This is a genomic window from Polaromonas sp. LjRoot131 (assembly GCF_964252805.1).
Taxonomy (GTDB): Bacteria; Pseudomonadota; Gammaproteobacteria; order Burkholderiales; family Burkholderiaceae_C; genus Polaromonas.
Genome location: NZ_CAXUPF020000001.1, coordinates 2,185,085 through 2,208,658, shown reverse-complemented (window position 1 = coordinate 2,208,658; position 23,574 = coordinate 2,185,085). Strand labels below are relative to the sequence as shown.

Below are 23,574 nucleotides of genomic sequence, written 5' to 3'. Positions count from 1 at the left end.
CGGCCAGCAACCCTCAGCAGAGGGCGGTGACGCGCCTGCCGGAGCAAGACCCGGCCTCCCCCCCCGACCAGCGACCGAAAAGCTAAATCAAGTTCCTCATAGCCTGCGCCGTCTCGCGCAGAACAGACAAAACCCTCCCAACCGCCTCCTCACTCGACTCATGCCCCATAGGCATGGTCACACTAAGCGCCCCCACCACATCGCCATGCCGGTCACGCAAGGGCACCGCGATACCGCGGTAGTTGAGCTCGAGCTGCTGCTCGGAAATCGCCCAGCCCTGCGCCCGCACGCGGGCCAGCTCTATGCGCAGGCGGTCCTTGCTGGCGATGGTGAAGGAGGTGTAGGCCTTGAGTTCGTGGCTGGCCAGCCATTTTTCGAGCCAGGCGGGTTCGCGCATGGACAGCATCAGCATGCCGGCGGCGGTGACCTGGGCCTGCACGCGTGATCCCAGCACGTAGCCGGTGTTCATCGCACGGCTGGAGCCGTTGCGCGCGATGTAGACGATGTCGTCGCCGTCCATCACGCTGACGTACGCGCTTTCCTGCGTGCCGGCCGTCACGCGCTGCAAGAAGGGCTGGACGATGCGCGGCAGCCGGGCCGACTCGAGATAAGACTGGCCCAGCCTGAGCACGCGCGGCGTGAGCCAGAACAGCTTGCCGTCGCCGGCGACGTAGCCCAGGTGTTCCAGCGTCAGCAAATAGCGGCGCGCGGCGGTGCGCGTCATGCCGCAGCGCGCGCCGGCCTGGCTGGCCGTCAGGCGTGGGTTGGCGTCGTCAAAACATTCGATGATGGACAGGCCTTTTTCGAGGCCGGCGATCCAGTCGCGTTTGTCGAGCGCGGGCGGGCTGGGCGCCTGCAGGGCGTCGGGCTGGGCGGGAAGGGCAGGGGTGTTCATAGGTCAAACCCTTGTTTCGGTCGATTGTCGATCATTATTGATCGATGATCGTACAAATATCAAGGATTTTGCTTTGATGCTACCGTTCTGGGCGATAAAGTTCAGGCCAATCAACGCTGATTAATCGATCATCGAACGCTCAGCGGAATAACAAGGCGAACTTCGACATGCTTCCAACCGTCCAGGGTAATACCGACGTCTACCTGATTCCCGGCGATCCGGTGGAGCAGGTTCGGGCACCGGATGTGTTCAACCTGATCTTCAAAACCCTGGGCATCAATGCCGTGCTGGTGCCGGTACATGTGGCGGCCGGCGACATCGAGACCTTTGTGCGCGCGGCCTTCCTGGCCAAAAACATCAAGGGCATGTTCCTGGCCATTCCCCACAAGTCGCTGGTGATGGGCCTGCTGTCGCACTGCAACGACTACGGCCGCGTGGCCGGCGCCGTCAACGGCATACGCCGCAACCCTGATGGAACACTCGAAGGCGGGCTGTTCGACGGCAAGGGTTTTGTGTCTTCGCTCGACTACTTCGGCGTTGTCTACGCGGGCAAGCGCGTGCTGGTGCTGGGCGCGGGCGGTGGCGCTTCGGCCATTGCCGCTTCGCTGGCGATTGCCGGCAATCGGGCGCCAGCCGAAATCGCACTCTACGACCCGGTGCCGGGCAAGGCCCACGCGGTGGCGGCCCATATCGCCGCGGCGCCACAGGCCGCGGGCACGCGTGTGCTGGCCGCCGGCGGCAGCGACCCTTCAGGCTACGACCTGGTCGTCAATGCCTCTCCCCTGGGCCTGCAGACCACCGACCCGTTGCCTTGCGATGTCTCGCGCCTGGCACCGCATGCGGCAGTGGTCGACATCCTCATGAAGAACCAGCCCACACCGTTTGTGCGGGCCGTGCGGGCCCGTGGCCTGCTGGCCCAGCCCGGCTTTGAAATGCTGATCCAGCAGGCGCCGGACTACCTGGAATTTTTCGGTTACGCCGAGGCCGCCGCAGCGGTGCGCCGCGACGCGACCTTTATCCGCGAGCATTTGTACCCGGCCGCGATGACGGGTGAAATCCGGCGCATCGGGGCGCAGGCCAGTGCGCCGCTGGCCGCCCTTTGAGGGGCATTTTGGACCGCATTGATTTTTAACCAGAGGAGACAAGCATGAAAAAACGATTCGCACTTCACCTGATCGCGGCCTGCGCACTGGCCATGGGCACCACGGCCGGCTTCGCGCAGGACGTGATCAAGATCGCCAACATCGTCGAGCTTTCGGGCGGCGGCGCCACGGCGGGCACCAACTTCAAGAACGGCGTGGAACTGGCCGTCAAGGAAATCAACGCCTCCGGCGGCATCCTGGGCAAGAAGATACAGACCACCACCGCCGACACGCAAAGCAATCCCGGCGTGGCCAAGGGCCTGACGCAAAAAGCCATCGACGACAACGTGTTCGCGATTTTCGGCCCGGTGTTCTCGGGCTCCATCATGGTCAGCATGGCTGAATCGCGCCGTGCCGAAGTGCCCAACTTCACCGGCGGCGAAGCCACCAGCATCACCCAGCAGGGCAATCCCTATGTGTTTCGCACCAGCTTCACGCAGGCCGACGCCATGCCCAAGGTGGCGCGCTACATCACCGACCAGGCCAAGCTGAAAAACATCGCCATCATCTACGTGAACAACGACTTCGGAAAAGGCGGCAACGACGCCATCAAGAAGGCCTTGGCCGCGACCGGCACCAAGGTGGCGGCGGAGATCTCGACGGAGCCCGGCCAGGTGGATTTCTCGGCCGCCGTGCTGCGCGCCAAGCAGAGCAATGCCGACGGCCTGTTTGCCTACTCCAACGAAGAAGAGTCCGCGCGCCTCTTGCGCGAGCTGCGCAAGCAGGGCTGGAACAAACCGGTGATCGGCGAGACCACGCTGACCGGCCAGAAGGTGATCGAGCTCGCGGGCGAAGCCGCCAACGGCGCCGTGGCGCACGTGGGCCTGACGGTCGACGCGCCGCAGCCCGCTATCCGCGCCTTCCGCGCCAAGTTCGAGAAAGAATACAAATACGTGTCCGACCACAACGGCATGAAAGGCTACTCGGGCATCTATGTGCTGAAGGCCGCGATTGAGAAAGTGGGAAAACTGGACCGCAAGGCCGTGGCCGCCGCGCTCCATACGCTGAAGGTGAAAGCGGCAGACCAGCCAGGTGTGCTGATGGACGTGTCTTTTGACGCCAAGGGCGACCTGGACCGCGAGAGCTTCATGATTGAAGTGAAGAACGGCAAGCAGGAAGTCGTGGCAATCCTCCCGGCGCTGGGCGCCGCGAAGAAGTAATTTCGCCAGGTGAAGCAGGCTCCATGCCGCAATGGCGGTGTGGCGTCTTCTTCCATCCATCAGGTCCACACCCGACACGCACCGCCATGACAGACTTCCTTCAACTCTTTTTCTCGGGCTTGGCCACCGGCAGCATCTATGCGCTGGCGGCACTGGGCTTCACGCTGCTGTGGCAGGCCTCTGGGACGATCAACTTCGCCCAGGGCGAATTTGTGATGCTGCCGGCCTTCATGATGCTGGCCTTCATGTCGCTGGGCGCCCCCATGCTGGTGAGCTTTGTGATGGCGGTGCTGCTGGCCGTGCTGCTGCTGGGCTGGGTTTTCAAACGGGGGGTGGTGGATCCGCTCTTCAAATACGGCATGATGCCCATCGTCGTCGCGACCATAGGCCTTTCGATTGCCCTGCGCAACGGCGTGCGCGCCGGCTACAGCGCCGAAGCCCATCCTTTCCCCAGCCTGTTTGCCGACAAGCTGTTCAATATCGCCGGGGTCACCATCACCCTGCAGGACATGGGCACCTTCGCGCTGGCCCTGGTCATCGTGCTGGCGACGCAGGCCTTCCTGGCCAAAACCGTGACGGGCCGCGCCATGCAGGCCGTGGCGCAGAACACCGAAAGCGCTTCCGTGCTCGGCATCAACGTGCCGCGCATGATTTTTTACACCTTCGCCATCAATGCCGTGCTGGCGGTGGCGGCGGCCCTGCTGGTCACGCCCACCTACCTCGCCAAGTTCGACATGGGCGAGGGCCTGGGTACCAAGGCTTTCTTCGCCGCCATCATCGGCGGCTTTAACAACTCGCGCGGCGCGCTGCTGGGCGGCCTGATCGTGGGCGTTTGCGAGAACCTGGCCTCGGCCTATATTTCGCCCGCCTACAAGGACGCGGTGGCACTGGTGATCTTCATGGTGGTGATCCTCTTCAAGCCGCAGGGCCTGCTGGGTAAAAAAGAGGAGCGCAAGGTATGAAACTCGCCCACAACAAATTCGCCCTGGCGCTTTCGCTGCTGGCTGCGCTGGGGATGCTGGCCGCGCCGCAGTTCCTCAAGAACTACGGCATCTACCTGCTGAGCTACTGGCTGGTTTTCATCATCGCCACCATGGGCCTGAACCTCACGGTCGGCTATGCCGGCCAGAAATCGCTGGGCCACGCGGCTTTCTTCGGCATAGGCGCCTACACCGTGGCCATCCTGATGAAGGCCGGTGTCAGCTTCTGGTTGGGCCTGCCGGCCGCCGCGCTGATCTGCTTCGCCGTCGGCCTGGTCCTGGGCTTCCCGGCGCTGCGGGTGCAGGCGATTTACCTGGCCTTCGCCACGCTGGGCTTCAACACCGCGATCTGGCTGGTGATGCGCAACGAAGAGTGGCTCACGGGCGGCACCTTCGGCATCAACAACATCGCGCGGCCTTCGCTGTTCGGCTACTCGCTCGAGGGAAACCTGGCCTATTACTACCTGGTGCTGGCGGTTACCGTGCTGCTGGCCGGGGCGTTATGGAGCCTGCTGCGCTCACCCTGGGGCAAGGCCTTCACGGCGCTGCGCGACAACCCGATACGCGCCGAAAGCCTGGGCGTGAACATCCGCAACTACACGCTGCTGAGCTTTGCCATAGGCGCGGCTTACGCGGGCATCGCGGGCGCACTGTTCGCTTCGCTGGTGCAGTTCATCGAGCCGGGGCCCTTCGCTGTGGCCGCCTCCATCATGCTGTACCTGATGGTGGTGGTGGGCGGCGCGGGCTATTTCCTCGGGCCCGTCGTCGGCGCCGCCGTGGGGGTGGTGCTGCCGGAATGGCTGCGCGACGTGCCCCTGGTCTCCAACTGGTATCTGCCGATGTTCGGTGTCGCGGTGGTGCTGCTGATGGTCTGGCTGCCCGACGGCCTGCTGAGTATTCCCGACCGCATCAGGAGTCGGCGCGCGGCGCGCGAGGCCTCACAGGCCCGCGCGGCGGCCGCCGGCCGGATCGGAGCGCCATCATGAGCAATGCACTGTTAAAAGTCACCGGGCTCAAGAAGGCCTACGGCGCCATTCAGGCCGTGGCCGGTGTGTCCTTCGAGGTGATGCCGGGCGAGATCTTCGGCGTCATAGGCCCCAACGGCTCTGGCAAAACCACCATGTTCAACAGCGTGCTGGGGCAGATCACGCCGAATGAGGGCTCGATCGAACTGAACGGCCGGGACATCACCGGCTTGTCGCCGCTCGAGTTGAGCCGCCGCGGCGTGGGCCGCACCTTCCAGACCCTGCAGGTCTTCGGCAAGATGACGGTGCGCGACAACCTGATCGTCGCCGCGCAGGAGCACAAAGGCAGCATGTTCAGCCGCATGTTCGCGCCCGGCGATTCGGGCCTGGGCGACAAGGCCGACGCGCTGATCGACCAGTTCCGCATACGCCACGTGGCAGACAAGCCGGCCGGCACCCTGAGCTACGGCCAGCAAAAACTCGTGGACATCGCCATGGCTTTTATGGCCGAGCCCGACCTGGTGCTGCTCGACGAGCCCTGCGCCGGCGTGAACCCCAGCCTGGTGGGCGGCATTTCCTCGCTGCTCAAGGAACTCAACCAGAACCCCAAGTTCGGCCGCAAGAGCTCTTTTGTCGTGATCGAGCACAACATGGATTTTGTGATGGACCTGTGCCACCGCATCATGGTGATGGTGGAAGGCCGGGTGATGGCCATAGGCACGCCGGCCGAGATCCGCTCTAACAAAGAAGTGCTCGACGCTTATCTCGGGAACTGACATGGCAAACGATACCTGTATTGAATTCGACGACGTGGTGGCGGGCTACAAGGATTTCATGATCCTCAACAACCTGTCCTTCAAGGTCAGGCGCGGCTCCATCACCTTGCTGCTGGGGCCCAACGGCGCGGGAAAATCCACCGTGCTCAAAACCCTGTTCGGCCTGCTCAAGCCGCGCCAGGGCCGCATCCTGCTGGACGGCGTGGACATCTCGGGCGCCAGCCAGAAAGAACTGCTGGCCAGGGGCATTGCCTTTGTGCCGCAGGGCCGCAACCTGTTCGGGCAGCTCACGGTGTTCCAGAACCTGGAACTGGGCGGCATCACCTTGGGCACCAAGACCACGCACGAGCGCATTCCCGAAGTGCTGGAGTTTTTCCCGCGCGTCAAGGAGCGCCTGCACTCGCAGGCCTCGGCGCTGTCGGGCGGCGAGCAGAAACAACTCGAAATCGGCCGCGCGCTGCTGCTGCGGCCCAAGGTGCTGCTGATTGACGAGCCCTCCATCGGCCTGTCGCCCATGGTGGTGCAGGACGTGTTCAAGCTGCTGCAAAGGCTGGCGGCCCAGGGCACGACCGTGCTGATGGTCGAGCAGAACGTCAAGAGCGCGCTCAAGATCTCGGACGACGCCATCGCGCTGGAGTCGGGCCAGCTGGTGCTGCACAGGCCGGCCGCGCAGCTGCTGGCCGACCCCCACATCGAGCGCCTGTTCCTGGGCGGCGGCCACGTGCCGGGTGCGGCCGTGGCGGCGCCCGCCGCGCAAGTCCCCTGAGCTGGAATCTTTGAACCGGAGAACACCATGAGCACCGCCAAGCAAGCGCCCGCCGCCGACCGCGAAGCCATCCCCGAAGTCGCCAACCCGCTCGGCATGGACGGCATCGAGTTCATCGAATACACCACCTCCAAGCCGCAGGCCCTGGGCCAGGTGCTGGAGATGATGGGGTTCAGGCCGGTGGCGCGGCACCGCTCGCGCGAGGTCATGCTGTACCGCCAGGGCGGCATGAACGTCATCGTCAACGCCCACATCCCGGCCATGCCGGACGGCGCCGCGCCCACCGACAAGCCGGTGATCGCCGCCGTGGCGCTGCGTGTGCGCGACGCGGCTGAAGCCTACCGCCGCGCGCTGGAGCGCGGCGCCTGGGCCGTGCCTTCGCGCGTCGAGGTGATGGAGCTCAACATCCCGGCCATCCACGGCGTGGGCAAGAGCCGCATTTATTTTGTGGACCGCTACGACACCTTTTCGATCTACGACGTGGACTTTGTGCCCATCCCGACGGTGGAGCCGCATCCACCGGCTGTGGCCGGCCTGCATTTTTTCGGCGTCGTGCAGTACATCGGCAACGACCGCACCGAGGACTGGGCCGAGTTTTACCGCGAACTCTTCGGTTTCACCGACTTGCCCGACGACCAGCGTTTCGGCATCCTTCCCAAGGGCCGCATCCTGCGCAGCCCCTGCCCGGCGGCCTCGCGTTTTTACCTGCAGCTGATAGAGCCCGAAGCCAGCGTGCTGGACGTGGAGGGCGACGAGGCCCTGCAGCGCGTGGGCCTGGGCAGCCCCGACGTGCTGGCCTCGGTGGCCGAACTCAGCAAACGCGGCGTGGAGTTCGTCGAATCGCGCGGCGTGCACACCGAGGACCGCGGAGCCCTCACGCGGACCTGGATGGGCAGCGTGAGCTTTGAGCTGGTCCACAACGAGCGCTGAACGGGCGGCACACATCATGAGCCACTACAGCGGAAACATTGACGACTTCGGGATGGACACCATCTCGCTCGCGGGGCCGCTGGAGGCCAAGCTCAAGGCCGTGCGCGAGGCCGGCTTCACGCAGATCATGTTGGCGGCAAAGGACATCGTGGGCCACCCGGACGGCATGGAAGCCGCCGTGGCCGTGGTGCGCGCCAGCGGCCTGCGCGTCACGGGCTTCCAGGTGCTGCGCGACTTCGAGGGCCTCTCGGGCCATCTGCACGACTACAAGATGGACATCGCCAAGTCCATGCTGGACATGTGCCACGCGCTGGGCTGCCGGCTGCTGCTGGTCTGCTCGTCGACCTCGGTGCATGCCACCGGCGAGACAGCCGCGCTGGTGAAAGACCTGCGCAAGCTGGCCATGCTGGCGATCCCGATGAACATCAAGATTGCCTACGAGGCCCTGTCCTGGGGGCGCGTGGTCAACGAGTTTCCGCAGGCCTGGGAGATCATCTGCCAGGCCGACATGCCCAACCTGGGCCTGGGCTTTGATTCGTACCACATGTTCGCCACCGGCACCTCGCTGGACGAGCTCGACATCCTGGACCCGGACAAGATTTTCCTGGTGCAACTGGCCGACTTCATGTGGACCGAGATCAAGTCGGTCGAGGAGCGCATCGCCACCGCCCGGCATTTCCGTGTCTTCCCCGGCGAGGGCGTGCACAGCGAGGCGCTTGCGACGCTGGTGACCCGGCTGCACGGCCTGGGCTACCGCGGCGACTACAGTTTTGAGGTGTTCAACGACGACTACCAGCAGATGCCCCTGCCTTCGGTGGCGGAGCGCGCCTGGCGCTCGGCCTTGTGGCTGGGGGAAGACGTCTTGCGGCGGTCGGTGCCCTTGCCCAACCAGATGCGTTTAAAGCGTTGAAGCGCTGATAAGTTGATGCGTCGATGCCTTCGAGGTGATTGACCCCGCTTGAATTATTTTGAGAGTTGCATGAAATGAGCAGTATTTTTGAAGGTTTTCTCTCCACGCCCGAGATACTGGACGCGTTCAGCGAGCGCAACTTCCTGGACGCGATGCTGCGTTTCGAGGCTTCGCTGGCGCGCGCGCAGGCCAGTGCCGGCCTGATCCCGGAGGCGGCCGCGCAGTCCATCGTCGGCACCTGCAAGGTCGAGCTGTTCGACGTCGCCAAGATCGTGCGCGAAAGCGGGCGCGCCGGCAGCATCGCGATCCCGCTGGTCAAGAGCCTCAAGGAAACCGTGGGGCTGTTCAACAAGGACGCCGCGGGCTATGTGCACTTCGGCTCGACCTCGCAGGACGTGATCGACACCGCGCTGGCGCTGGTGACACGCAACGCGCTGGACTTGGTCGAGGCCGACATCCGCAAGGCAGTGGCGGCCCTGCTGGTGCTGGCGCGCCGCCATGCCGCCGATCCGGTGCTGGCCCGCACCCTGATGCAACCGGCCTCGGTGACGAGTTTTGGCTTCAAGTGCGCGGGCTGGGCCGCACCGCTGGCGCGCAGCCTGCTGCGCCTGCGAGCCGCCGGCGACAACGCGCTGGCCGTGCAGCTGGGCGGCGCGGTCGGTACCCTCGCGCAGATGAAGGGCAAGGGCCCGCAAGTGGTCGCGCTGATGGCTGCCGACCTCAAGCTCAAGGCCTCGGCGTATCCCTGGCATACCCAGCGCGACGAGTGGGTGGCCTTGGGTTGCGAGCTGGGCCTGCTGGTGGGCAGCCTGGGCAAGATCGCCAAAGACATTTCGCTGATGGGCCAGTATGAAGTCGGTGAACTGGCCGAGCCGACGGAACCCGGCCGCGGCGGTTCGTCGGCGATGCCGCACAAGCGCAATCCCGTCGCCTGCATGGTGGCGCTGGCGGCCAGTGCGCGCGCACCGCAGCGCGTGGCCGCCTTGCTGGCCACCATGCCGCAGGAACATGAGCGCGCGCTGGGCAACTGGCAGGCCGAGCTGGCCGAGTGGCCGGGCCTGCTGATGTCGGCCCACGGCTCGGTGCGCGCCATGGCGCAGGCGCTGCCCGGCCTGCAAGTGGACACCAAGCGCATGCGCGCCAACCTCGACACCCTGCGTGCCGAGCTGCCGCAAGATGCGGCCGACGAATGGTTCAACCCGGAACTGGCCGCGCAGGCCGCCGGCCAGGCGCATGCCCAGGCCGATGCGCTGCAGTTGCTGGTTTCGCAGACCGACGACAACAAACGAACAAAGGTGACCCCATGAACGACAACGAAAAAGGCATGGTCAACCGCCGCCGTGTGCTCGGCGACGCCTGGGTGGACAAGTCCATCGCCAAAAGCAATGCCTTCAACAGCGAGTTCCAGGACCTGATCACACGCTATGCCTGGAATGAAATCTGGGGCCGCCCGGCGCTGGGCGACAAGACGCGCCGCCTCATGGTGCTGTCGACCATGATCGCGCTCAAGGCCTATGAGGAGTTCGCGATGCACGTGCGTGCCGCGCTTGACGGTCCGCCCGAATCGCGGCTCACGCCCGACGAGATCAAGGAAGTCATTTTGCAGGCCGCGATTTATTGCGGTGTGCCCGCGGCCAACCATGCGTTCGCGCTGGCCGGCGACATCCTGCGTGAAAAAGGCCTGCTGCCCGCGGCCTGACGCCACGCTCATTATTTGAAGAATCAACCATGAAAAAACCTCATCTGCATTGGATCCAGGAGGGCCAAGGGCCGGTCGTGGTGCTCAGCCACGCGCTGGGCTGCGAACTCGGCATGTGGGACGGCGTGGCCGTCGCGCTCAAGGACCGCTACACCGTGCTGCGCCACGACCACCGCGGCCACGGCCGCTCGGAAGCCGTGCCCGGCCCCTACAGCATGGAGATGCTTGCCGACGACGTGGCCGGCCTGATTGAAGCGCATGCCGCCGGTCCGGTGCATTTTGTCGGCCTCAGCATGGGCGGCATGACCGCGCAGGCGCTGGCCGCCAAATACCCGCAATTGCTCAAGAGCATCACCGTGGCCAACGCCGCCATGTATTACGACGAGGCGGCGCGCGCCATGTGGGCAGCGCGCGTGCAAACCGTGCTGACCCAGGGCGTGGGGGCGATTGCCGACGGCGCGCTGCAGCGCTGGTTCACGCCAGAGTTCCGCGCCGATGAAACTGGCGGCGGCAAACAGCGTGTGGCCGCATTGCGCGAGCGGCTGGTGAACACCGATGCGGCCGCCTATGCCGCGAGCTGCGAAGCGGTGGCCGGCATAGACTTCCGCGCGAGCAACGGCGGCATCCAGTGCCCGGCCCTGGTGATTGCCGGAACGCGCGACGAGGCCACACCCGTGGCCATGTCCGAAGCGATCCGCAGCAGCATCCCGGGCGCCCAGCTCCAGACCTTGCCGGCCGCGCACCTGAGCGCGGTTGAGCAGCCGGCCGCGTTTGCCGGCTTGCTGGCGCGATTTTTCGAAGGCCTGCGCTGACATGCCGCAGGCCGGCACCACAGTGCTGGGCATTGCCGTCGCGGGCGCCGGTGTCATAGGCCGCAGGCATATCGAACTGATCGAGTCCAGCGCACGCACCCGTCTGTGCGCTGTGGTGGACCCGCAGCCCGCGTCGCGGGACGTCGCTGCCGGCCTGGGCGTGCCGCACTTTGAGAGCCTGGAGGCGCTGTTCGCCGGGCCGGCCGCGGCCCAACCCGATGGTGTGATCCTGGCCACACCCAACCATCTGCATGTGCCCGGCGCGCTGGCCTGCGCGCGGCAAGGCGTGCCGGCCCTGATCGAAAAACCCGTGGCCGATTCACTGGAGGCCGGCCTGCGGTTGGCCGACGCACTGGCGCAGCAGCCGGTGCCCATGCTGGTGGGCCATCACCGGCGCCACAGCAGCACGCTGCGGGCGGCGCGGCACGCCATCAGGTCGGGCATGCTGGGCCGCGTGGTCACGGTGACGGGCAGCGCGCAGTTCTATAAACCGGCCAGTTATTTCGCGCAGGGCGCCTGGCGCACCCGGGCCGGCGGCGGCCCCATCCTGATCAACCTGATCCACGAGATGGACAACCTGCGCTACCTCTGCGGCGAACTCGAGTCCGTCCATGCGCTGGCCTCCAACGCCGTGCGGCAGTTCGAGGTGGAAGACACGGCCGTGATGACACTTAAATTCACCAGCGGCGCGCTGGGCACCTTCACCCTGTCGGACACCGTGGCCTCGCCGCGCAGCTGGGAGCAGACCTCGGGCGAAAACGCAGCGTATGCGCGGTATGCCTCGCAAGACTGCTATTTCATCGCCGGCACACAGGGTTCGCTGGCTGTGCCCACCTTGCACAGCTGGACCCATGGCCCGGAAAACCGCGGCGAGCCCGGCTGGATGACACCTTTCGCCGAAAAAAACATCGCCCTGGAGGCGGTGGATCCGCTGGCGGCGCAGCTGGAGCATTTCTGCGATTTGGTGGAGGGCAAGGCAGGGCCGATAATCACCGTCACGGATGCCCTGCAAAGCCTGCTGGCCGTGGAGGCCGTGCGGCGCTCGATCGCCACCGGCAGGACCGTCGCGCTGCAGGACCTCGCACCCAACCTTCTTCCCATCGACACACAGGAAAGACCCGCTTCATGAAAACAGCCCTGGTCCTCAACGGCCCCAACCTCAACCTGCTGGGCACGCGCGAACCGGCCGTCTACGGCTCGCAGACTCTGGCCGACGTCGAGGCGCTGTGCAGCCAGGCCTGCAAGGCCCATGGCTTCAAGCTGGACTTCCGGCAAAGCAACCATGAAGGCGCGCTGATTGACGCGATCCACGAAGCCGGCCGCGCGCAGGCCGCCGGCACGCTGGCCGGCGTGGTGCTCAATGCGGGCGCCTACACCCACACCAGCGTGGCCCTGCACGACGCCATCAAGGGCGCGGGCGTGACACTGATCGAGCTGCACATCAGCAATGTGCACGCACGCGAGGCCTTCCGCCACCACTCCTATATTTCACCGGCTGCCAAGGCCGTCATGGCCGGCTTCGGCGTCAAGGGTTATGCCCTGGCGATTGCCGGCCTGGCCGAACTGGCCGGCTGAAAAGGGCAGGGCGCTGACGGGCATGGCTGCGCCACCGAAATTCCCGGTTGACGAACGCGAGGTCGAGTTCAGCGCCATACGCGCGCAGGGCGCGGGCGGGCAGAACGTCAACAAGGTCTCCAGCGCGGTGCACCTGCGCTTTGACATCCACGCCTCTTCGTTGCCCGAGGCGATCAAGGAGAGGCTGTTGTGCCTGTCCGACAGCCGCATCACGCAGGAGGGCGTGCTGGTGCTCAAGGCCCAGCAGCACCGCACCCAGGAGATGAACCGCGCCGATGCCTTGGCGCGGTTGCAGGAGGTGGTTGATGGGGTCTCCCATCCGCCCAAGGCGCGGCGGGCTACCAAACCTACTTATGGGTCGAAGCAGCGGCGGCTGGAGAGCAAGAGTCAGAGGTCGGTTACTAAGGGGTTGAGAGGGCCGGTTAGAGATTCTTGAACTTGCTGTTCTGGCTTGGTCGGTTCTTGTTCCGACTGGCGCTTTATCTGCTGAGGGTAGCTGGCCGGGGTCGCCCGGCGGCGACTCACTTTTCTTTTGCTTCGCCAAAAGAAAAGTAAGCAAAAGAAAAGGCGACCCTGGTTGCTGCGTCCCTCCGCTTCGCTGCGGGCAACCTGCGGTGCTCGGTTCAGGCGGGGTCTCGCTAAACTCGCCTTCGGCTCAAACAACGCGATCCCTGATCCGCCTGAACCTGCGCTCCTCGGCGCATCCACAAGGGGTGGGGAAGGAATACCAATACCTAAGAAACAGGGACTCGCCGTGGCGAGTCCTTGTTTATCTTGGTTTGATTCTTTGTATTTTTTGTCCCCGCTCCCGATCCCGATTGCCCCGTCCTGGCTGGGCCGAGGAGCGCAGAGACAAGCGGATCAGGGCCGGCGTTGTCTGAGCCGAAGGCGAGTTTAGCCGGACCCCGCTTGGCTCGAGCACCGCAGGTTGCCCGTAGCGAAGCGTAGGGACCCAGACTGCGGGTCGCCTTTTCTTTGGTGACTTTCTTTTGGCGAAGCAAAAGAAAGTTACTTGCCGCCGGGCAACCCCCGGCCAGCAGCTCTTGGAGGAGGGCGAGGGCGCGCAAGCCGGCGCAAGACCCGGCTCCCCTCATGCCTCAAGAGGCCAAAAACTTCATATCCCTAAGCCACGCCGCCAAGCGTTCGGCAAAAACCTTATAGCCCTCGCCATTTGCATGAATCTGGTCCGACCGCAGTTCGCTGCGCGACAGCACATAAGACCAGCCGCCGCTGAACAAGGGCGTACCGGTTTCTTTCGCCACCTCGGCATACACCTCATGGTCGCCCAGCGAGTTGGTGGCGGCCGCAATGAAGACCGGCTTGGGCTGCGCGATCAGCACCACCTGCGCGCCGGCCGCGGCCGTCTGCACCAGGCTTTTGAGCGCGGCGCGCGTGCGGTCCAGTGGGACGCCGCGCAAAAAATCGTTGCCGCCTATCGACACCAGCACCAGGCCCGGCGCATTCTCCTGCAGCAGCCCGGGCAGCCGCGCCAGCGCGCCCTCGGCCGTGTCGCCGTTGACGCCCGCATTCTTGGTCACGTAGCCCGTCAACTGTTCCAGTTGCTGCGGATAGCCGGTGCCCACCGCCGCGCCGTAGCCAAAGGTCAGCGAATCACCCAGGCACAGCAGCACGGCCTCCTTGGGCAGCGTCTTGCCCTGCGGCTTGGCTTTTTTGGAGCAGCCGGTCGCCAGCGCGAGCGCCGAGGCCATGCCGGCCAGCAGCAGCCGGCGTTGAAGCATGGGGGTAGGGGAGTTGGGCATGGGCTGTTCTCCGGTGTGGTACTGAGGTGGATTTTGCCAGCGCTTGACCTGTATCAAGCTCGGGCGCGCACAGGCCTTTTAAAGTCCGGGTTTTCCCATTGCGGCGCTGCGCCGGCCTCTTCCTTTTATATGCCCATTGAGCTCTATCGCGACAGCCGCCACGCCTGCCTGATGTTCACCGACCTCGTCGAAGAGGACAACCAGGCTGTGCAGGCCAACCAGTTCCTGATCGTGGACAACGGCACCGGTGCCGTGATCGATCCGGGCGGCAACCTGGCCTTCAATGAACTCTTCCTGGGCATGTCGCGCCACTTCAGCCCGCAAAAACTGTCTTACATCATCGCCTCGCACGCCGACCCGGACATCATCGCTTCGCTGGACCGGTGGCTGACGTCTACCCCGGCGCAACTGGTGATCTCACGCGTGTGGGAGCGCTTCGTGCCGCATTTCACCAAGGTCGGCAAGACCGACCAGCGCGTGATCGGCGTGGCCGACGGCGGCGGGCGCCTGCCGCTGGGCCGCAACGAGCTCTGGCTGTTGCCCGCCCACTTCCTGCATTCCGAGGGCAACTTCCATTTTTATGATCCCGTCAGCCGCATTCTGTTCACCGGCGACCTCGGCGTCTCCATGACCTCGGGCCGCGATGCCCAGGTGCCGGTGACCGACCTCCATGCCGGGCACCTGCGCCTGATGGAGGGCTTTCATCGCCGCTATATGGTGTCCAACAAGGTCTTGCGCCTGTGGGTGCGCATGGCGCGCCAGCTCGACATCCGCATGCTGGTGCCGCAGCACGGCGCGCCGCTCACGGGTCCGGCCATAGGCCAGTTCTTCGATTGGGCCGAATCGCTGATGTGCGGCATAGACCTGTTCGACGACAGGCATTACCAACTGCCCACCGCGGCCATCCCGCTGCCGGAAACCGCCAGCCTGTAATGTGGCCTGGCGAAAAAACTGCCGGTGTTCACGTCGCCGGCGGTTCACCCTGAGCGTGCAACTGGCGGCGCACATAGTCCACATGCTGGCGCAGCGTGTAGACCCGGTCTGAAAAGTCCAGCGCGAACTTCATGTGGCTCACGTCGTGTTCTATCTTGTCGAGCCGGGCGGTGGCCTCGGCGATCTCGCGCGCATCGAGCCGCCGCGTGCCGATGTCGCGCTCCATCTCCAGCAGCGCGCCGTAGCGGCGGTAAAGCCGGTTCTTTTCCTTGAACTCAAACAGCCTGGGCACAATGCGGAACACCGGAATCGCGATCGCCACCAGCGGCAGCAGCACCAGCAGCAGACGTTGCAGGGCGTTGGCCGCCCAGTAGGGCAGGTAGCGCTGCAGGAAAGGCCGGCCGTCCTTGTAGTAGCGCGCGGCCTCGTCGGCCAGCGGAAACTCCGTCACGTGCCCGTTCGGAAACTCGCCCGGCTTGTTCAGCAGCGTGGCACCCCGGTGCACCTCGCGCGCGGCCTCCAGCAACAGATAGGCCAGGGCCGGGTGCAGGTCCTTGTGGATCACCAGGTTGGCCATGGTGGCCAGCAGCGTGATGTCCTGGCGCGGGCGGTCCTGCGCCGGGTCGACCGAGCCGGCCTTGAGCGTGACCAGTGAGAGATAGGGCAGGCGCCGCGTCAGCCCCTCGGCGTGTTCTATCGACACCAGGTGCGCCGCCTCCTGTTGGCCCAGCAGCATCTGCACCGCCGGTGTTTGCGGCGCGCCTATCAGGAAAAGCGCGTCGATCTCGCGTGCCAGCAGCGCCTTGGCCGCCGCCTGCCCGCCGCCCGGCGTCAGGGTGGCGTTGGCCGGCGTGACGCCATAGGCCTGCAGCAACTCCAGCGCCACCTTGCGCGTGCCGCTGCCTTCCACGCCGATGGCGATTTTTTTACCCGCCAGCGGGCCCAGGCCCTTGCTCAAGGTTTTGGCCAGCGCCGGCGAGGCGAACATCCAGACCGGCTCGTAACCCACCACCCCCAGCGAGCGCAGCGGCGTGCTGGATTCCGGCTCCTGAGAATCGAGCTGCAGCAAGCCCAGGCCGCCCTGCACAAAACCCACGGGCATGCCCGCGTTCAGGCGCTCAAGGTTTTGCACCGCGCCGCTGGAAGGCATGAGCTCCAGCGTCACGCCGTTGGCGTTCAAATAGCTTTGGTACTTCAGCGCGAACTGGTGCGCAGCGCCGTCCACCGCGCCCGTCGTCATCTGGACCTGCCGCGGCGGCGCCGGCAGCAGCGAGCGCGAGAACATCGACAGCAGCACCGCGAGCCCGCCGATGATGGCGACGGCAAGCAAAAAGGTCTGCTTGCGGCTCAGGGAGGGGATGATCAGCATGGGGCACAGTCTACCCAGAGCGGGCCGGGAGTGAAAGCGCCGCCCGGATATGCTTGGGAAAGCGCGCGCACCGGCGCGGATGTGAATCTGAATCTGAATGTAGAGTCAAGGGGAGCTTATGAACGCAGTGATCGAAGCATGGATCAAATGGACCCTCGTGGTGGTGGTGTGCCTGGCGGCCTTGCTGGCGGCACTCAACCTCGACCGCCTCGCCATCTATCGCAGCTACCTGCGCGAGACATCGCCCGAGGTGGCCATGCGCTACGCACAGCTCTCCGGCCAGATGGACGAAGCCGCTCTGCGCAAGCATTTTGAAGGTGTCACGCTGACTTGCTACAACGAGTCCCTCCAGGCCGGCGGTATGGCCGAGCGGATCTGCTACACCAGCCTTGACAAGGCCGATGGAGAGGCCGCGCTGACCATGGCCGCCTTCCTGAAAAAGGGCCGGCTGGCTTCCGTGGTGGTGCACGTGCCCTGGTGGGTGCATGGAACGTGGCGCGAACGCCTGGTGGCGCAATACGGGACAGCCCATCACGCGGGCCGTGTTTCCGCCTTGGGCGGCCCCGTCTTGCGCTGGAAGCTGCCCAACGGCATGCTCGAATACAACCGGGACCGCAGCTTCAACCCGCTGGAGTGGAGCGCAATTTTCTGGACGGCGGGTGGCGCCGCGGCCGTCACACCTTAGCGCTGCTGCAGGGGCCGCCGGCTTCAGTGCAAATTCGCCCGCACCCAGCGCAGAATGTCCGCCGCCCCCATCGCGCCCGCCTGGCGCGCCACCTCGCGGCCGTTCTGGAACAGCGCCAGGGTCGGAATGCTGCGGATGTTAAAACGCGCGCCCAGGTTGGGCACGGCTTCGGTGTCGACCTTGGCCACGCGCACCCGCGGCTCCAGTTGCGCGGCGGCCTGCTCGTAGGCCGGCGCCATCTGCCGGCAGGGGCCGCACCAGGGCGCCCAGAAGTCGACCAGCACGGGGATCTGGTTGCGGCTGATGTGTTTGTCAAAGGCCGCTTCGTCGAGGGCGGTGGAATGCGCCACAAACAGCGCCTTCTTGCAGTTGCCGCAGTTCGGGTCGCTGGCCAGCTGGTCCTCGCGCACGCGGTTGGTGGTGTGGCAGTGGGGGCAAACGATGTGGAGGGGGTCGGACATCAGCCACAACTGAGGGCCGGTGCAGGGTATTTCAAGCGTGTCGGCAGGGCGCGTCGCGGCAAACCGTCATAAACAGGTGCTTACAGACGGGCGCTTGGCCTACGCGCACCGGCGTTTCTCGCGAGAACAATCGAACTTCTCACCACGAAAGACTTCCATGACCCACAAAACACTGATCGCCACCCTGGCAGCGGCATCGCTGGCCTTCGGCGGGCTTGCGATGGCCAAGGGCAATGACGACAAGCATGGCCGCGGGCACGGCCACAAAAAGGCCGACAAGCACCACCGCCAAGGTCCGCCGCCGCATGCACAGGCCGGCGGGCGCGGCGCGGGGCCTGACCACAATTTTTACCGTGGCGGCCGCCTGCCCGTGCAGTATCGCGACCGGGGTTATTGGGTGGACGACTGGCGCGGCCATCGCCTGAGCGCGCCACCACCCGGCTACCACTGGGTGCAAACCGGCGGCGACTATGTGCTGGTCGCCAACAACACCGGGATCATTTTCCAGATCTACCTGGGCCAGTAAACTAGGGTGAAAGAGGCCGCTCATGGCCTTGTTTCAAGTTGCAAGGAGCGTACTGAATTTGAAACCACCACAGATGCATTACCGGGCCGCCTCGCGCGCGGCCCTGCTTGCCGGCGCGCTGGGCCTGGCCTGTTGGCTCACGGCCTGCGCCAGCGGCGTGAAGTCCTTTCCCTTGCAGGAAAAGTTCGGTTCCACCGCCACCTATTCGCGCCTCTTCGACGCCAGGCCCGAGCAGACCTGTGAGGCCGCGCGCCGCGCGCTGCTGAGCCAGGGCTACATCATCAACATCGCCAGGGCCGACCTGGTCGAAGGCCAGAAGAGCTTCCAGCCCGAGGCCGAGTCGCACCTGCAGATGGTGATACGTGTGGTCTGCGCGCCCGAAAGCGCCGACGGCAAGATCAGCCTGGGTTTTGTCACCGCGCTGCAGGACAGCTACCAGCTCAAAAAGAGCAACAACTCCGCCAGCCTGGGCGTGGGCGCCCTGGGCTCGGTGTCCCTGCCTTTCAGTTCGGGCAGTGACTCCATGGTGAAGGTCGGCAGCGTCACGATTTCGTCGGACGCGTTTTACGACGGCTTTTTTGAGCTGCTCAGCCGCTACCTCGCGACGGTGGACGATTTGCCGCCGGGCGCACAATCCCAATAGACGACTCCTACTTGCCCGCTTTGTAAGGCGGCGCTACATCCTGATACGCCGGCATGCCGCGCGGTAAACACGGGGTAAAAGCGCGGCGCATTACACCCGCCCTACCTCCGCATTACACGGCGTTGACTTTGGGGCTCCACGATGAAGGCACTGAAGCACCCAGGCCCCTCCAGGCCGGCGCTTCGGAAAGCAAGCCCCCCGGTTTGCTGCTTCACTCATTGAGCAAAGGAGCCCCCATGAAATCGAAACTCTTGACTGCATCCCTTCTGGCCACCGCGCTGGCCGCGGGTCTCGCCGCCGCACCGGCCATGGCGCAGCCGGGCCCTTATTCGCCTGCCTATCCGCCCCAGGTGGTGTATGCGCCCGCTCCGCAAACGCCGGGCATAGACAACGCGCAGCAGGCCGTCAGCGAGCGCATACGCCAGGGCCTGCAGTCCGGCCGCATCACGCCCTCGGAAGCCCGTTTGCTGTACCGCCGCGACAGCGACATCCAGAACCGTGAGGCCGCCTACAAGGCCGATGGCCGCGTCACACCGCAGGAACGCCAGCAGCTGCGCGCCGACATGGCCCAGCTCAGCGCCGAGGTCGAACGCGCCATCGCCAACAACCGCACCGTTGCGGTGGGGCCACCCGACCGGCTGGGCGCCATCGACAGCCAGCAGTTCAATATCCGCCAGCGCATCGACGAGGGTGTGCGCAGCCACCGCCTGAGCCCGCGGGAGGCCGACCGTCTGCTGGCACGCGAGCAGGCGATTGAACACCGCGAGGCTGCCTACCGTTCCGACGGCGTGGTGACGCCACAGGAGCGCCGCGACCTGCGTGTCCAGCTGACTACGCTGCGCGATGAGGTAGAACGCATGATCAACCCGCGCGGCTAGGAGCCACTCAAAAAGCCCTCCTGGCGTTGTTGCGCCGCCTTGCCGTGCTGGTGCACTGTCTGCGGCGACGCGCCTAGCCAGGACCGCTTCGCTGGGCTTTGTGAGCGGCTCCATGCGTCCAGCGCAAGGCATAAAAAAACCCCGGTCAACGCAGGGCGCCGGCCGGGGTTTTTTCCGTTTCAGGTCAGGAGGCGATCAGGCTGCCTTGGCGCGGCGGAAAGCCGTGCTGCGCTTGGCCGCGGCCTTGTGCTCACCGGCAATCTTGCCGGCCAGTTCGGCGCTCTTTTGCTCGATCTGCGCGGCCAGCTTGCTCAAAGCCAGGGCGCCGGGCGCGGTGGCCTGGGCCAGGGTGTTCAGCGCGGTCACGCCGGTTTTTTCTTCAAACAGGCTGGCATTGGCAGCAGCGCGTTCGACGCCGGCTTCGGCCACCTTCACCAGCTGGGTCACGACTTGCTCGGCGCCGCTGGTCGTCAGCAGCAGGCCCTTGGTGTAGTAGGCGCTGAAGGCGGCTTGCGCGGCCGAAGCGTTCTTGGCCGTCTCGGCGGTCAGCTCGGTACGCGATTGTTTCAGGGCTTTGTTCCAGCGCTGCTCCAGCAGGCTGACAACGCGCTCGCCGCCGGCACGGTAGGCCTGGATGACGTTGCGGGCGGTATTGCCGTAGGACTCGATCAGGTCGGTGGCAACGGTGGAGAGGTTTTTAGCGCTCATGGTAATTCCTTTGTTAGGCTTTGACGATGGGTTTATCTTGCCGGGTTTGGCTAGTGAGGGCGACCTAGTGGGTTAGAGAGGGGCATCCAGAAGGCCGGGTCTTGCGCCGGCCCTCCGCGCCCTTGCCCTTTGCTTAGGCTTGCTGGCCGGGGGTTGCCCGGCAGCAAGTAACTTTCTTTTGCTTCGCCAAAAGAAAGTCACCAAAGAAAAGGCGACCCGCAGTCTGGGTCCCCTACGCTGCGCTACGGGGCAACCTGCGGTGCTCGAGCCAAGCGGGGTCCGGCTAAACTCGCTTCGCTCAGACAACGCCGGCCCTGATCCGCTTGTCTCTGCGCTCCTCGGCCCAGCCAGGACGGGGCAATCGGGAGCGGGGACAGAAGACAGAAATACCAAGAAGATAAATACAAACAAGGACTCGCCAAGGCGAGTCCTTGTTTCTTCAGGTATTCGGTATTGGCATTCCTTCCCCACCCCTTGTGGATGCGCCGAGGAGCGCAGGGCCAGACGGATCAGGGATCGCGTTGTCTGAGCGAAGCGAGTTTAGCGAGACCCCGGCTGGACCGAGCACCGCAGGTTGCCCGTAGCGAAGCGGAGGGACGCAGCAACCAGGGTCGCCTTTTCTTTTGCTTACTTTTGGTGTTTGCGTAACTTCGCTTCGCGAAGTGAGCAAACCCCGCGCGCGTAGCGCGCCTTTTGGCGAACAAAAGAAAACCCGCTTTGCGGGTTTCGCCAAAAGTGAGTAGCTGCCGGGCTACCCCCGGCCAGCAACCCTCAGCAGAGAACGCCCCGCCGGAGCAAGACCCGACCTAGATACCTCAGGCCAAGAACAAAGCCGGATCAACCATGCAACGGTTCAGCATAACGCCCCAATGCAAATGGGGCCCAGTAACCCGGCCGGTCGCCCCCACAGCCCCAACCCTCTCCCCAGCCTTGAGCAAATCCCCAACCTTCACATCCACCGCACTCAAATGGCAAACCATACTCAGCAAGCCACCCCCATGGTCCAGCCACACCGTGTTGCCGTTAAAAAAATAGTCACCGGTATCAATGACCCGCGCCGGCAGCGGCGACACAACAGGTGTGCCGGTGGCGGCCGCGATGTCCATGCCGCTGTGCGGGTTGCGGGGCTGGCCGTTGAAGACACGGCGCAGGCCGAAGGAACTGGATCGCCGCCCCGGCACCGGCACGCGCATACGCAAGGAACCCTGCGGCAGGGGTTCGCTGAAAATCGCCACCACGCCTTCCTGGTGCGCGCGCTCGCGTTCGTAGCGTGCCAGGTCTTCGGGCGACAGGTCTACCGTGCGCGGCTCCACCTTGAGCTGCTGCTCGCTGTAACGTTTGGGCGCTACCGTGTACGTGATGTCGCGGCGGCTGCCGTCCGTGGCCTGTACCGTGATGCTCGCCTCGCCGGGCGTAGCCGACAGCGCAATGCCTACCACTGCCGTCCATTCCTTGGCATCGCCCAGCACTAGCACGGGCACTTCGCCCGCGTAGGCGAGAGGCCGCTGCGCCGCCGGGCCCAGCGACAGCAGCGCCACGCCGCCGGGCACCTGCGAGGCGCGTGGCCAGGTGGCAGGGGAGGCGGGCGCCTCGGCCAGGGCTGAAGCCGGCAAAACCAGCCAGCCTGTTGCGGCGAGCAAGGCCGAGCGGCGGCTCAGGGATAAGGGGAGGGGATCACGTGAAGGAAGGGAATGCATGGCGCCATTATTGCGGCGTCATGGTGATTTTCCCTTCGCGCACATAGTCGTCGAACTGGATGCGCGGAATCGCCGTCACCGCGGCCACGCCGTCGCCGGCATCCCAGCTCAGCGTGGCGCTGTCGGGCTCCAGCGCGACTTCAATGCGCACGCGCGGGATTTCAATCGGGGCACCGTCACCCGGTGTGTAGGTCACGTCACCGGTAATCATGGCGAACTGGGGCATGGCTGTCTCCTGGATGGTTGGAAGAGGGGCGGAAGCGGGCTACAAACCCGTGCCCTCCTATTTAAGCCGCGTTCGCGGCCGGCCTGTGTAGGCGAACAGCCAGTTCGCGCCACGGCGTCCATGCGCGCCGCGCATACGCGTTCGGGAGCGGCGGCTGCAATTGCTTGCAATTTGGGCCCTTGGTTTTCAAAATTACGCAACCAACGTGTTGCGTAATTGGTTTTTCAGATGCAGAATAAATGCAACCAGGAGATTGCATATGACTTCACCATCCACCGACCGTATCGAACGCAGCGTCCTCATCAACGCCGCGCCTTCCAAAGTCTGGAAGGCGCTCACCAACGCAGAAGCCTTCGGCGGCTGGTTCGGCGTGGCGCTCAAGGGCAAACTTTTCACCGCCGGCCAGCAGGTGCAGGGCCACATCACCATCCCGGGCTACGAGCACGTGCTGTTCGACGTGCTCATCGAGCGCATAGAACCCGAAACATTGTTCTCCTACCGCTGGCACCCCTATGCGGTCGATCCGGCCGTCGACTATTCCAAAGAACCCACCACACTCGTGGAGTTCACCCTCAAAGACACGGGCAAGGGTACTTTGCTGACTGTGGTCGAATCAGGCTTTGACAAAATCCCCGTGGCCCGCCGTGCAGACGCGATCCGCATGAACACCGGCGGCTGGGAAGGGCAGATGGAAAATATCCGGAAATATGTCACCACGCAGTAAACCCGCTGAAACACCCACCTCGCCGCAGCCCGGCCCCGCAGGCGTGTTCGCCGCCCTGGGTGACGAAACCCGCCTGCGCCTGGTGGCGGTGCTCTGCGTGGGCGGCGCGGTCTCGATTTCCCAGCTGACCACCACCACCGACATCAGCCGCCAGGCCGTGACCAAACATCTGCATGTGCTGGCCGACGCCGGCCTGGTGCACCACGTCAAGGTGGGGCGCGAGCGGCTGTGGCAGTTTGACCCGCAGCAACTCGACGAAGCCCGCCGCTCGCTGGACCTGATTGCCCAGCAGTGGGACCAGGCGCTCGGCCGTTTGAAAGCGTCGCTGGAGGCCTAGGCCACCCACAGGAGAAA

Annotated in this window: 28 protein-coding genes; 21 read left to right on the top strand and 7 right to left on the bottom strand. The window is 65.0% G+C overall.

The genetic code is table 11. From position 1 onward, the window contains the following. Positions 1-82: 82 nt before the first annotated feature. Entirely contained in the window at positions 83-895 is an 813-nt protein-coding gene (locus ACSQ27_RS10415; RefSeq protein WP_436155367.1) for an IclR family transcriptional regulator domain-containing protein, read from the bottom strand. 167 nt (positions 896-1,062) lie between these two features. Here ACSQ27_RS10415 and ACSQ27_RS10410 point away from each other — a divergent pair, with 167 nt between their 5' ends. The 14 genes from ACSQ27_RS10410 (at position 1,063) to arfB (ending at position 13,046) form a co-directional block, all read left to right on the top strand. After that, a complete protein-coding gene (locus ACSQ27_RS10410) occupies positions 1,063-1,998 on the top strand; it encodes a shikimate dehydrogenase family protein (protein WP_436155366.1) in 936 nt (311 codons plus the stop codon). A 44-nt stretch (positions 1,999-2,042) separates the two neighbouring features. Next, positions 2,043-3,197 (top strand): ABC transporter substrate-binding protein, encoded by a 1,155-nt coding sequence (locus tag ACSQ27_RS10405; RefSeq protein WP_436155365.1) that lies wholly within the window; start codon positions 2,043-2,045, stop codon positions 3,195-3,197. Positions 3,198-3,283: 86 nt separating this feature from the next. Next, complete coding sequence (locus ACSQ27_RS10400) at positions 3,284-4,159, top strand: branched-chain amino acid ABC transporter permease (RefSeq protein WP_436155364.1); 876 nt, start codon at positions 3,284-3,286, stop codon at positions 4,157-4,159. Next, the gene (locus ACSQ27_RS10395; protein ID WP_436155363.1) at positions 4,156-5,163 is read left to right on the top strand and encodes a branched-chain amino acid ABC transporter permease; all 1,008 of its coding nucleotides are present in this window, start codon (positions 4,156-4,158) and stop codon (positions 5,161-5,163) included. Before ACSQ27_RS10400 ends, ACSQ27_RS10395 begins: the two co-directional genes overlap by 4 nt. After that, positions 5,160-5,918 (top strand): ABC transporter ATP-binding protein, encoded by a 759-nt coding sequence (locus ACSQ27_RS10390; RefSeq protein ID WP_436155362.1) that lies wholly within the window; start codon positions 5,160-5,162, stop codon positions 5,916-5,918. The genes ACSQ27_RS10395 and ACSQ27_RS10390 overlap by 4 nt, the downstream gene beginning before the upstream one ends. 1 nt (position 5,919) lies before the next feature. Further along, positions 5,920-6,684 (top strand): ABC transporter ATP-binding protein, encoded by a 765-nt coding sequence (locus ACSQ27_RS10385; protein WP_436155361.1) that lies wholly within the window; start codon positions 5,920-5,922, stop codon positions 6,682-6,684. A gap of 27 nt (positions 6,685-6,711) precedes the next feature. After that, positions 6,712-7,614 carry a 4-hydroxyphenylpyruvate dioxygenase gene (locus tag ACSQ27_RS10380; RefSeq protein ID WP_436155360.1) on the top strand — a complete coding sequence of 301 codons (903 nt, stop codon included), beginning with the start codon at positions 6,712-6,714 and terminating at the stop codon, positions 7,612-7,614. 16 nt (positions 7,615-7,630) lie between these two features. Next, a complete protein-coding gene (locus ACSQ27_RS10375; protein WP_436155359.1) occupies positions 7,631-8,524 on the top strand; it encodes a sugar phosphate isomerase/epimerase family protein in 894 nt (297 codons plus the stop codon). A 74-nt stretch (positions 8,525-8,598) separates the two neighbouring features. After that, the gene (gene pcaB / locus ACSQ27_RS10370; protein WP_436155358.1) at positions 8,599-9,831 is read left to right on the top strand and encodes a 3-carboxy-cis,cis-muconate cycloisomerase; all 1,233 of its coding nucleotides are present in this window, start codon (positions 8,599-8,601) and stop codon (positions 9,829-9,831) included. Beyond that, the gene (locus ACSQ27_RS10365) at positions 9,828-10,223 is read left to right on the top strand and encodes a carboxymuconolactone decarboxylase family protein (protein WP_436155357.1); all 396 of its coding nucleotides are present in this window, start codon (positions 9,828-9,830) and stop codon (positions 10,221-10,223) included. The genes pcaB and ACSQ27_RS10365 overlap by 4 nt, the downstream gene beginning before the upstream one ends. Positions 10,224-10,252: 29 nt before the next feature. Next, positions 10,253-11,035, top strand: a complete 783-nt coding sequence (locus tag ACSQ27_RS10360) for an alpha/beta fold hydrolase (RefSeq protein ID WP_436155356.1) — start codon at positions 10,253-10,255, stop codon at positions 11,033-11,035. Between the two features lies 1 nt (position 11,036). Then, the gene (locus ACSQ27_RS10355) at positions 11,037-12,164 is read left to right on the top strand and encodes a Gfo/Idh/MocA family protein (RefSeq protein WP_436155355.1); all 1,128 of its coding nucleotides are present in this window, start codon (positions 11,037-11,039) and stop codon (positions 12,162-12,164) included. Then, complete coding sequence (aroQ, locus tag ACSQ27_RS10350; protein WP_436155354.1) at positions 12,161-12,610, top strand: type II 3-dehydroquinate dehydratase; 450 nt, start codon at positions 12,161-12,163, stop codon at positions 12,608-12,610. The genes ACSQ27_RS10355 and aroQ overlap by 4 nt, the downstream gene beginning before the upstream one ends. 22 nt (positions 12,611-12,632) lie before the next feature. Continuing rightward, positions 12,633-13,046, top strand: a complete 414-nt coding sequence (gene arfB / locus ACSQ27_RS10345; RefSeq protein ID WP_436155353.1) for an alternative ribosome rescue aminoacyl-tRNA hydrolase ArfB — start codon at positions 12,633-12,635, stop codon at positions 13,044-13,046. 661 nt (positions 13,047-13,707) lie between these two features. On the opposite strand, the gene ACSQ27_RS10340 is transcribed toward arfB, so the two are convergent. Then, a complete protein-coding gene (locus ACSQ27_RS10340) occupies positions 13,708-14,370 on the bottom strand; it encodes a GDSL-type esterase/lipase family protein (RefSeq protein ID WP_436155352.1) in 663 nt (220 codons plus the stop codon). A gap of 129 nt (positions 14,371-14,499) precedes the next feature. Here ACSQ27_RS10340 and ACSQ27_RS10335 point away from each other — a divergent pair, with 129 nt between their 5' ends. Next, positions 14,500-15,303 (top strand): MBL fold metallo-hydrolase, encoded by an 804-nt coding sequence (locus tag ACSQ27_RS10335; protein WP_436155351.1) that lies wholly within the window; start codon positions 14,500-14,502, stop codon positions 15,301-15,303. Positions 15,304-15,331: 28 nt separating this feature from the next. Here the strand turns inward: ACSQ27_RS10335 and ACSQ27_RS10330 are convergent, their stop codons facing one another. Beyond that, positions 15,332-16,672, bottom strand: a complete 1,341-nt coding sequence (locus ACSQ27_RS10330; RefSeq protein ID WP_436155350.1) for a TAXI family TRAP transporter solute-binding subunit — start codon at positions 16,670-16,672, stop codon at positions 15,332-15,334. A 118-nt stretch (positions 16,673-16,790) separates the two neighbouring features. On the opposite strand from ACSQ27_RS10330, the gene ACSQ27_RS10325 reads away from it, so the two are divergent. Then, on the top strand, positions 16,791-17,357 hold the full coding sequence (locus tag ACSQ27_RS10325) for a hypothetical protein (protein ID WP_436155349.1): 567 nt from the start codon (positions 16,791-16,793) through the stop codon (positions 17,355-17,357). A gap of 23 nt (positions 17,358-17,380) precedes the next feature. Here ACSQ27_RS10325 and trxC read toward each other — a convergent pair whose 3' ends face one another. Further along, complete coding sequence (gene trxC / locus ACSQ27_RS10320) at positions 17,381-17,818, bottom strand: thioredoxin TrxC (protein ID WP_436155348.1); 438 nt, start codon at positions 17,816-17,818, stop codon at positions 17,381-17,383. A 157-nt stretch (positions 17,819-17,975) separates the two neighbouring features. Here trxC and ACSQ27_RS10315 point away from each other — a divergent pair, with 157 nt between their 5' ends. The 3 genes from ACSQ27_RS10315 (at position 17,976) to ACSQ27_RS10305 (ending at position 19,865) form a co-directional block, all read left to right on the top strand. Continuing rightward, complete coding sequence (locus ACSQ27_RS10315; protein WP_436155347.1) at positions 17,976-18,344, top strand: RcnB family protein; 369 nt, start codon at positions 17,976-17,978, stop codon at positions 18,342-18,344. A gap of 73 nt (positions 18,345-18,417) precedes the next feature. Beyond that, positions 18,418-18,987, top strand: coding sequence for a DUF2242 domain-containing protein (locus ACSQ27_RS10310; protein ID WP_436155433.1), 570 nt, complete (start codon positions 18,418-18,420; stop codon positions 18,985-18,987). Positions 18,988-19,223: 236 nt separating this feature from the next. Further along, complete coding sequence (locus tag ACSQ27_RS10305) at positions 19,224-19,865, top strand: hypothetical protein (RefSeq protein WP_436155346.1); 642 nt, start codon at positions 19,224-19,226, stop codon at positions 19,863-19,865. Between the two features lie 195 nt (positions 19,866-20,060). Here ACSQ27_RS10305 and ACSQ27_RS10300 read toward each other — a convergent pair whose 3' ends face one another. The 3 genes from ACSQ27_RS10300 to ACSQ27_RS10290 form a co-directional block, all read right to left on the bottom strand. After that, on the bottom strand, positions 20,061-20,573 hold the full coding sequence (locus tag ACSQ27_RS10300; protein WP_436155345.1) for a hypothetical protein: 513 nt from the start codon (positions 20,571-20,573) through the stop codon (positions 20,061-20,063). An 815-nt stretch (positions 20,574-21,388) separates the two neighbouring features. Then, entirely contained in the window at positions 21,389-22,270 is an 882-nt protein-coding gene (locus ACSQ27_RS10295; RefSeq protein ID WP_436155344.1) for a peptidoglycan DD-metalloendopeptidase family protein, read from the bottom strand. 7 nt (positions 22,271-22,277) lie between these two features. Beyond that, a complete protein-coding gene (locus ACSQ27_RS10290; RefSeq protein ID WP_074577239.1) occupies positions 22,278-22,496 on the bottom strand; it encodes a hypothetical protein in 219 nt (72 codons plus the stop codon). A gap of 259 nt (positions 22,497-22,755) precedes the next feature. Between ACSQ27_RS10290 and ACSQ27_RS10285 the strand changes: the two genes are divergently transcribed. After that, positions 22,756-23,220: an SRPBCC family protein gene (locus ACSQ27_RS10285; RefSeq protein ID WP_436155343.1), complete on the top strand. Its 465-nt coding sequence runs from the start codon at positions 22,756-22,758 to the stop codon at positions 23,218-23,220. Beyond that, positions 23,204-23,557 carry an ArsR/SmtB family transcription factor gene (locus tag ACSQ27_RS10280; RefSeq protein WP_436155342.1) on the top strand — a complete coding sequence of 118 codons (354 nt, stop codon included), beginning with the start codon at positions 23,204-23,206 and terminating at the stop codon, positions 23,555-23,557. The genes ACSQ27_RS10285 and ACSQ27_RS10280 overlap by 17 nt, the downstream gene beginning before the upstream one ends. Positions 23,558-23,574 lie beyond the last annotated feature (17 nt).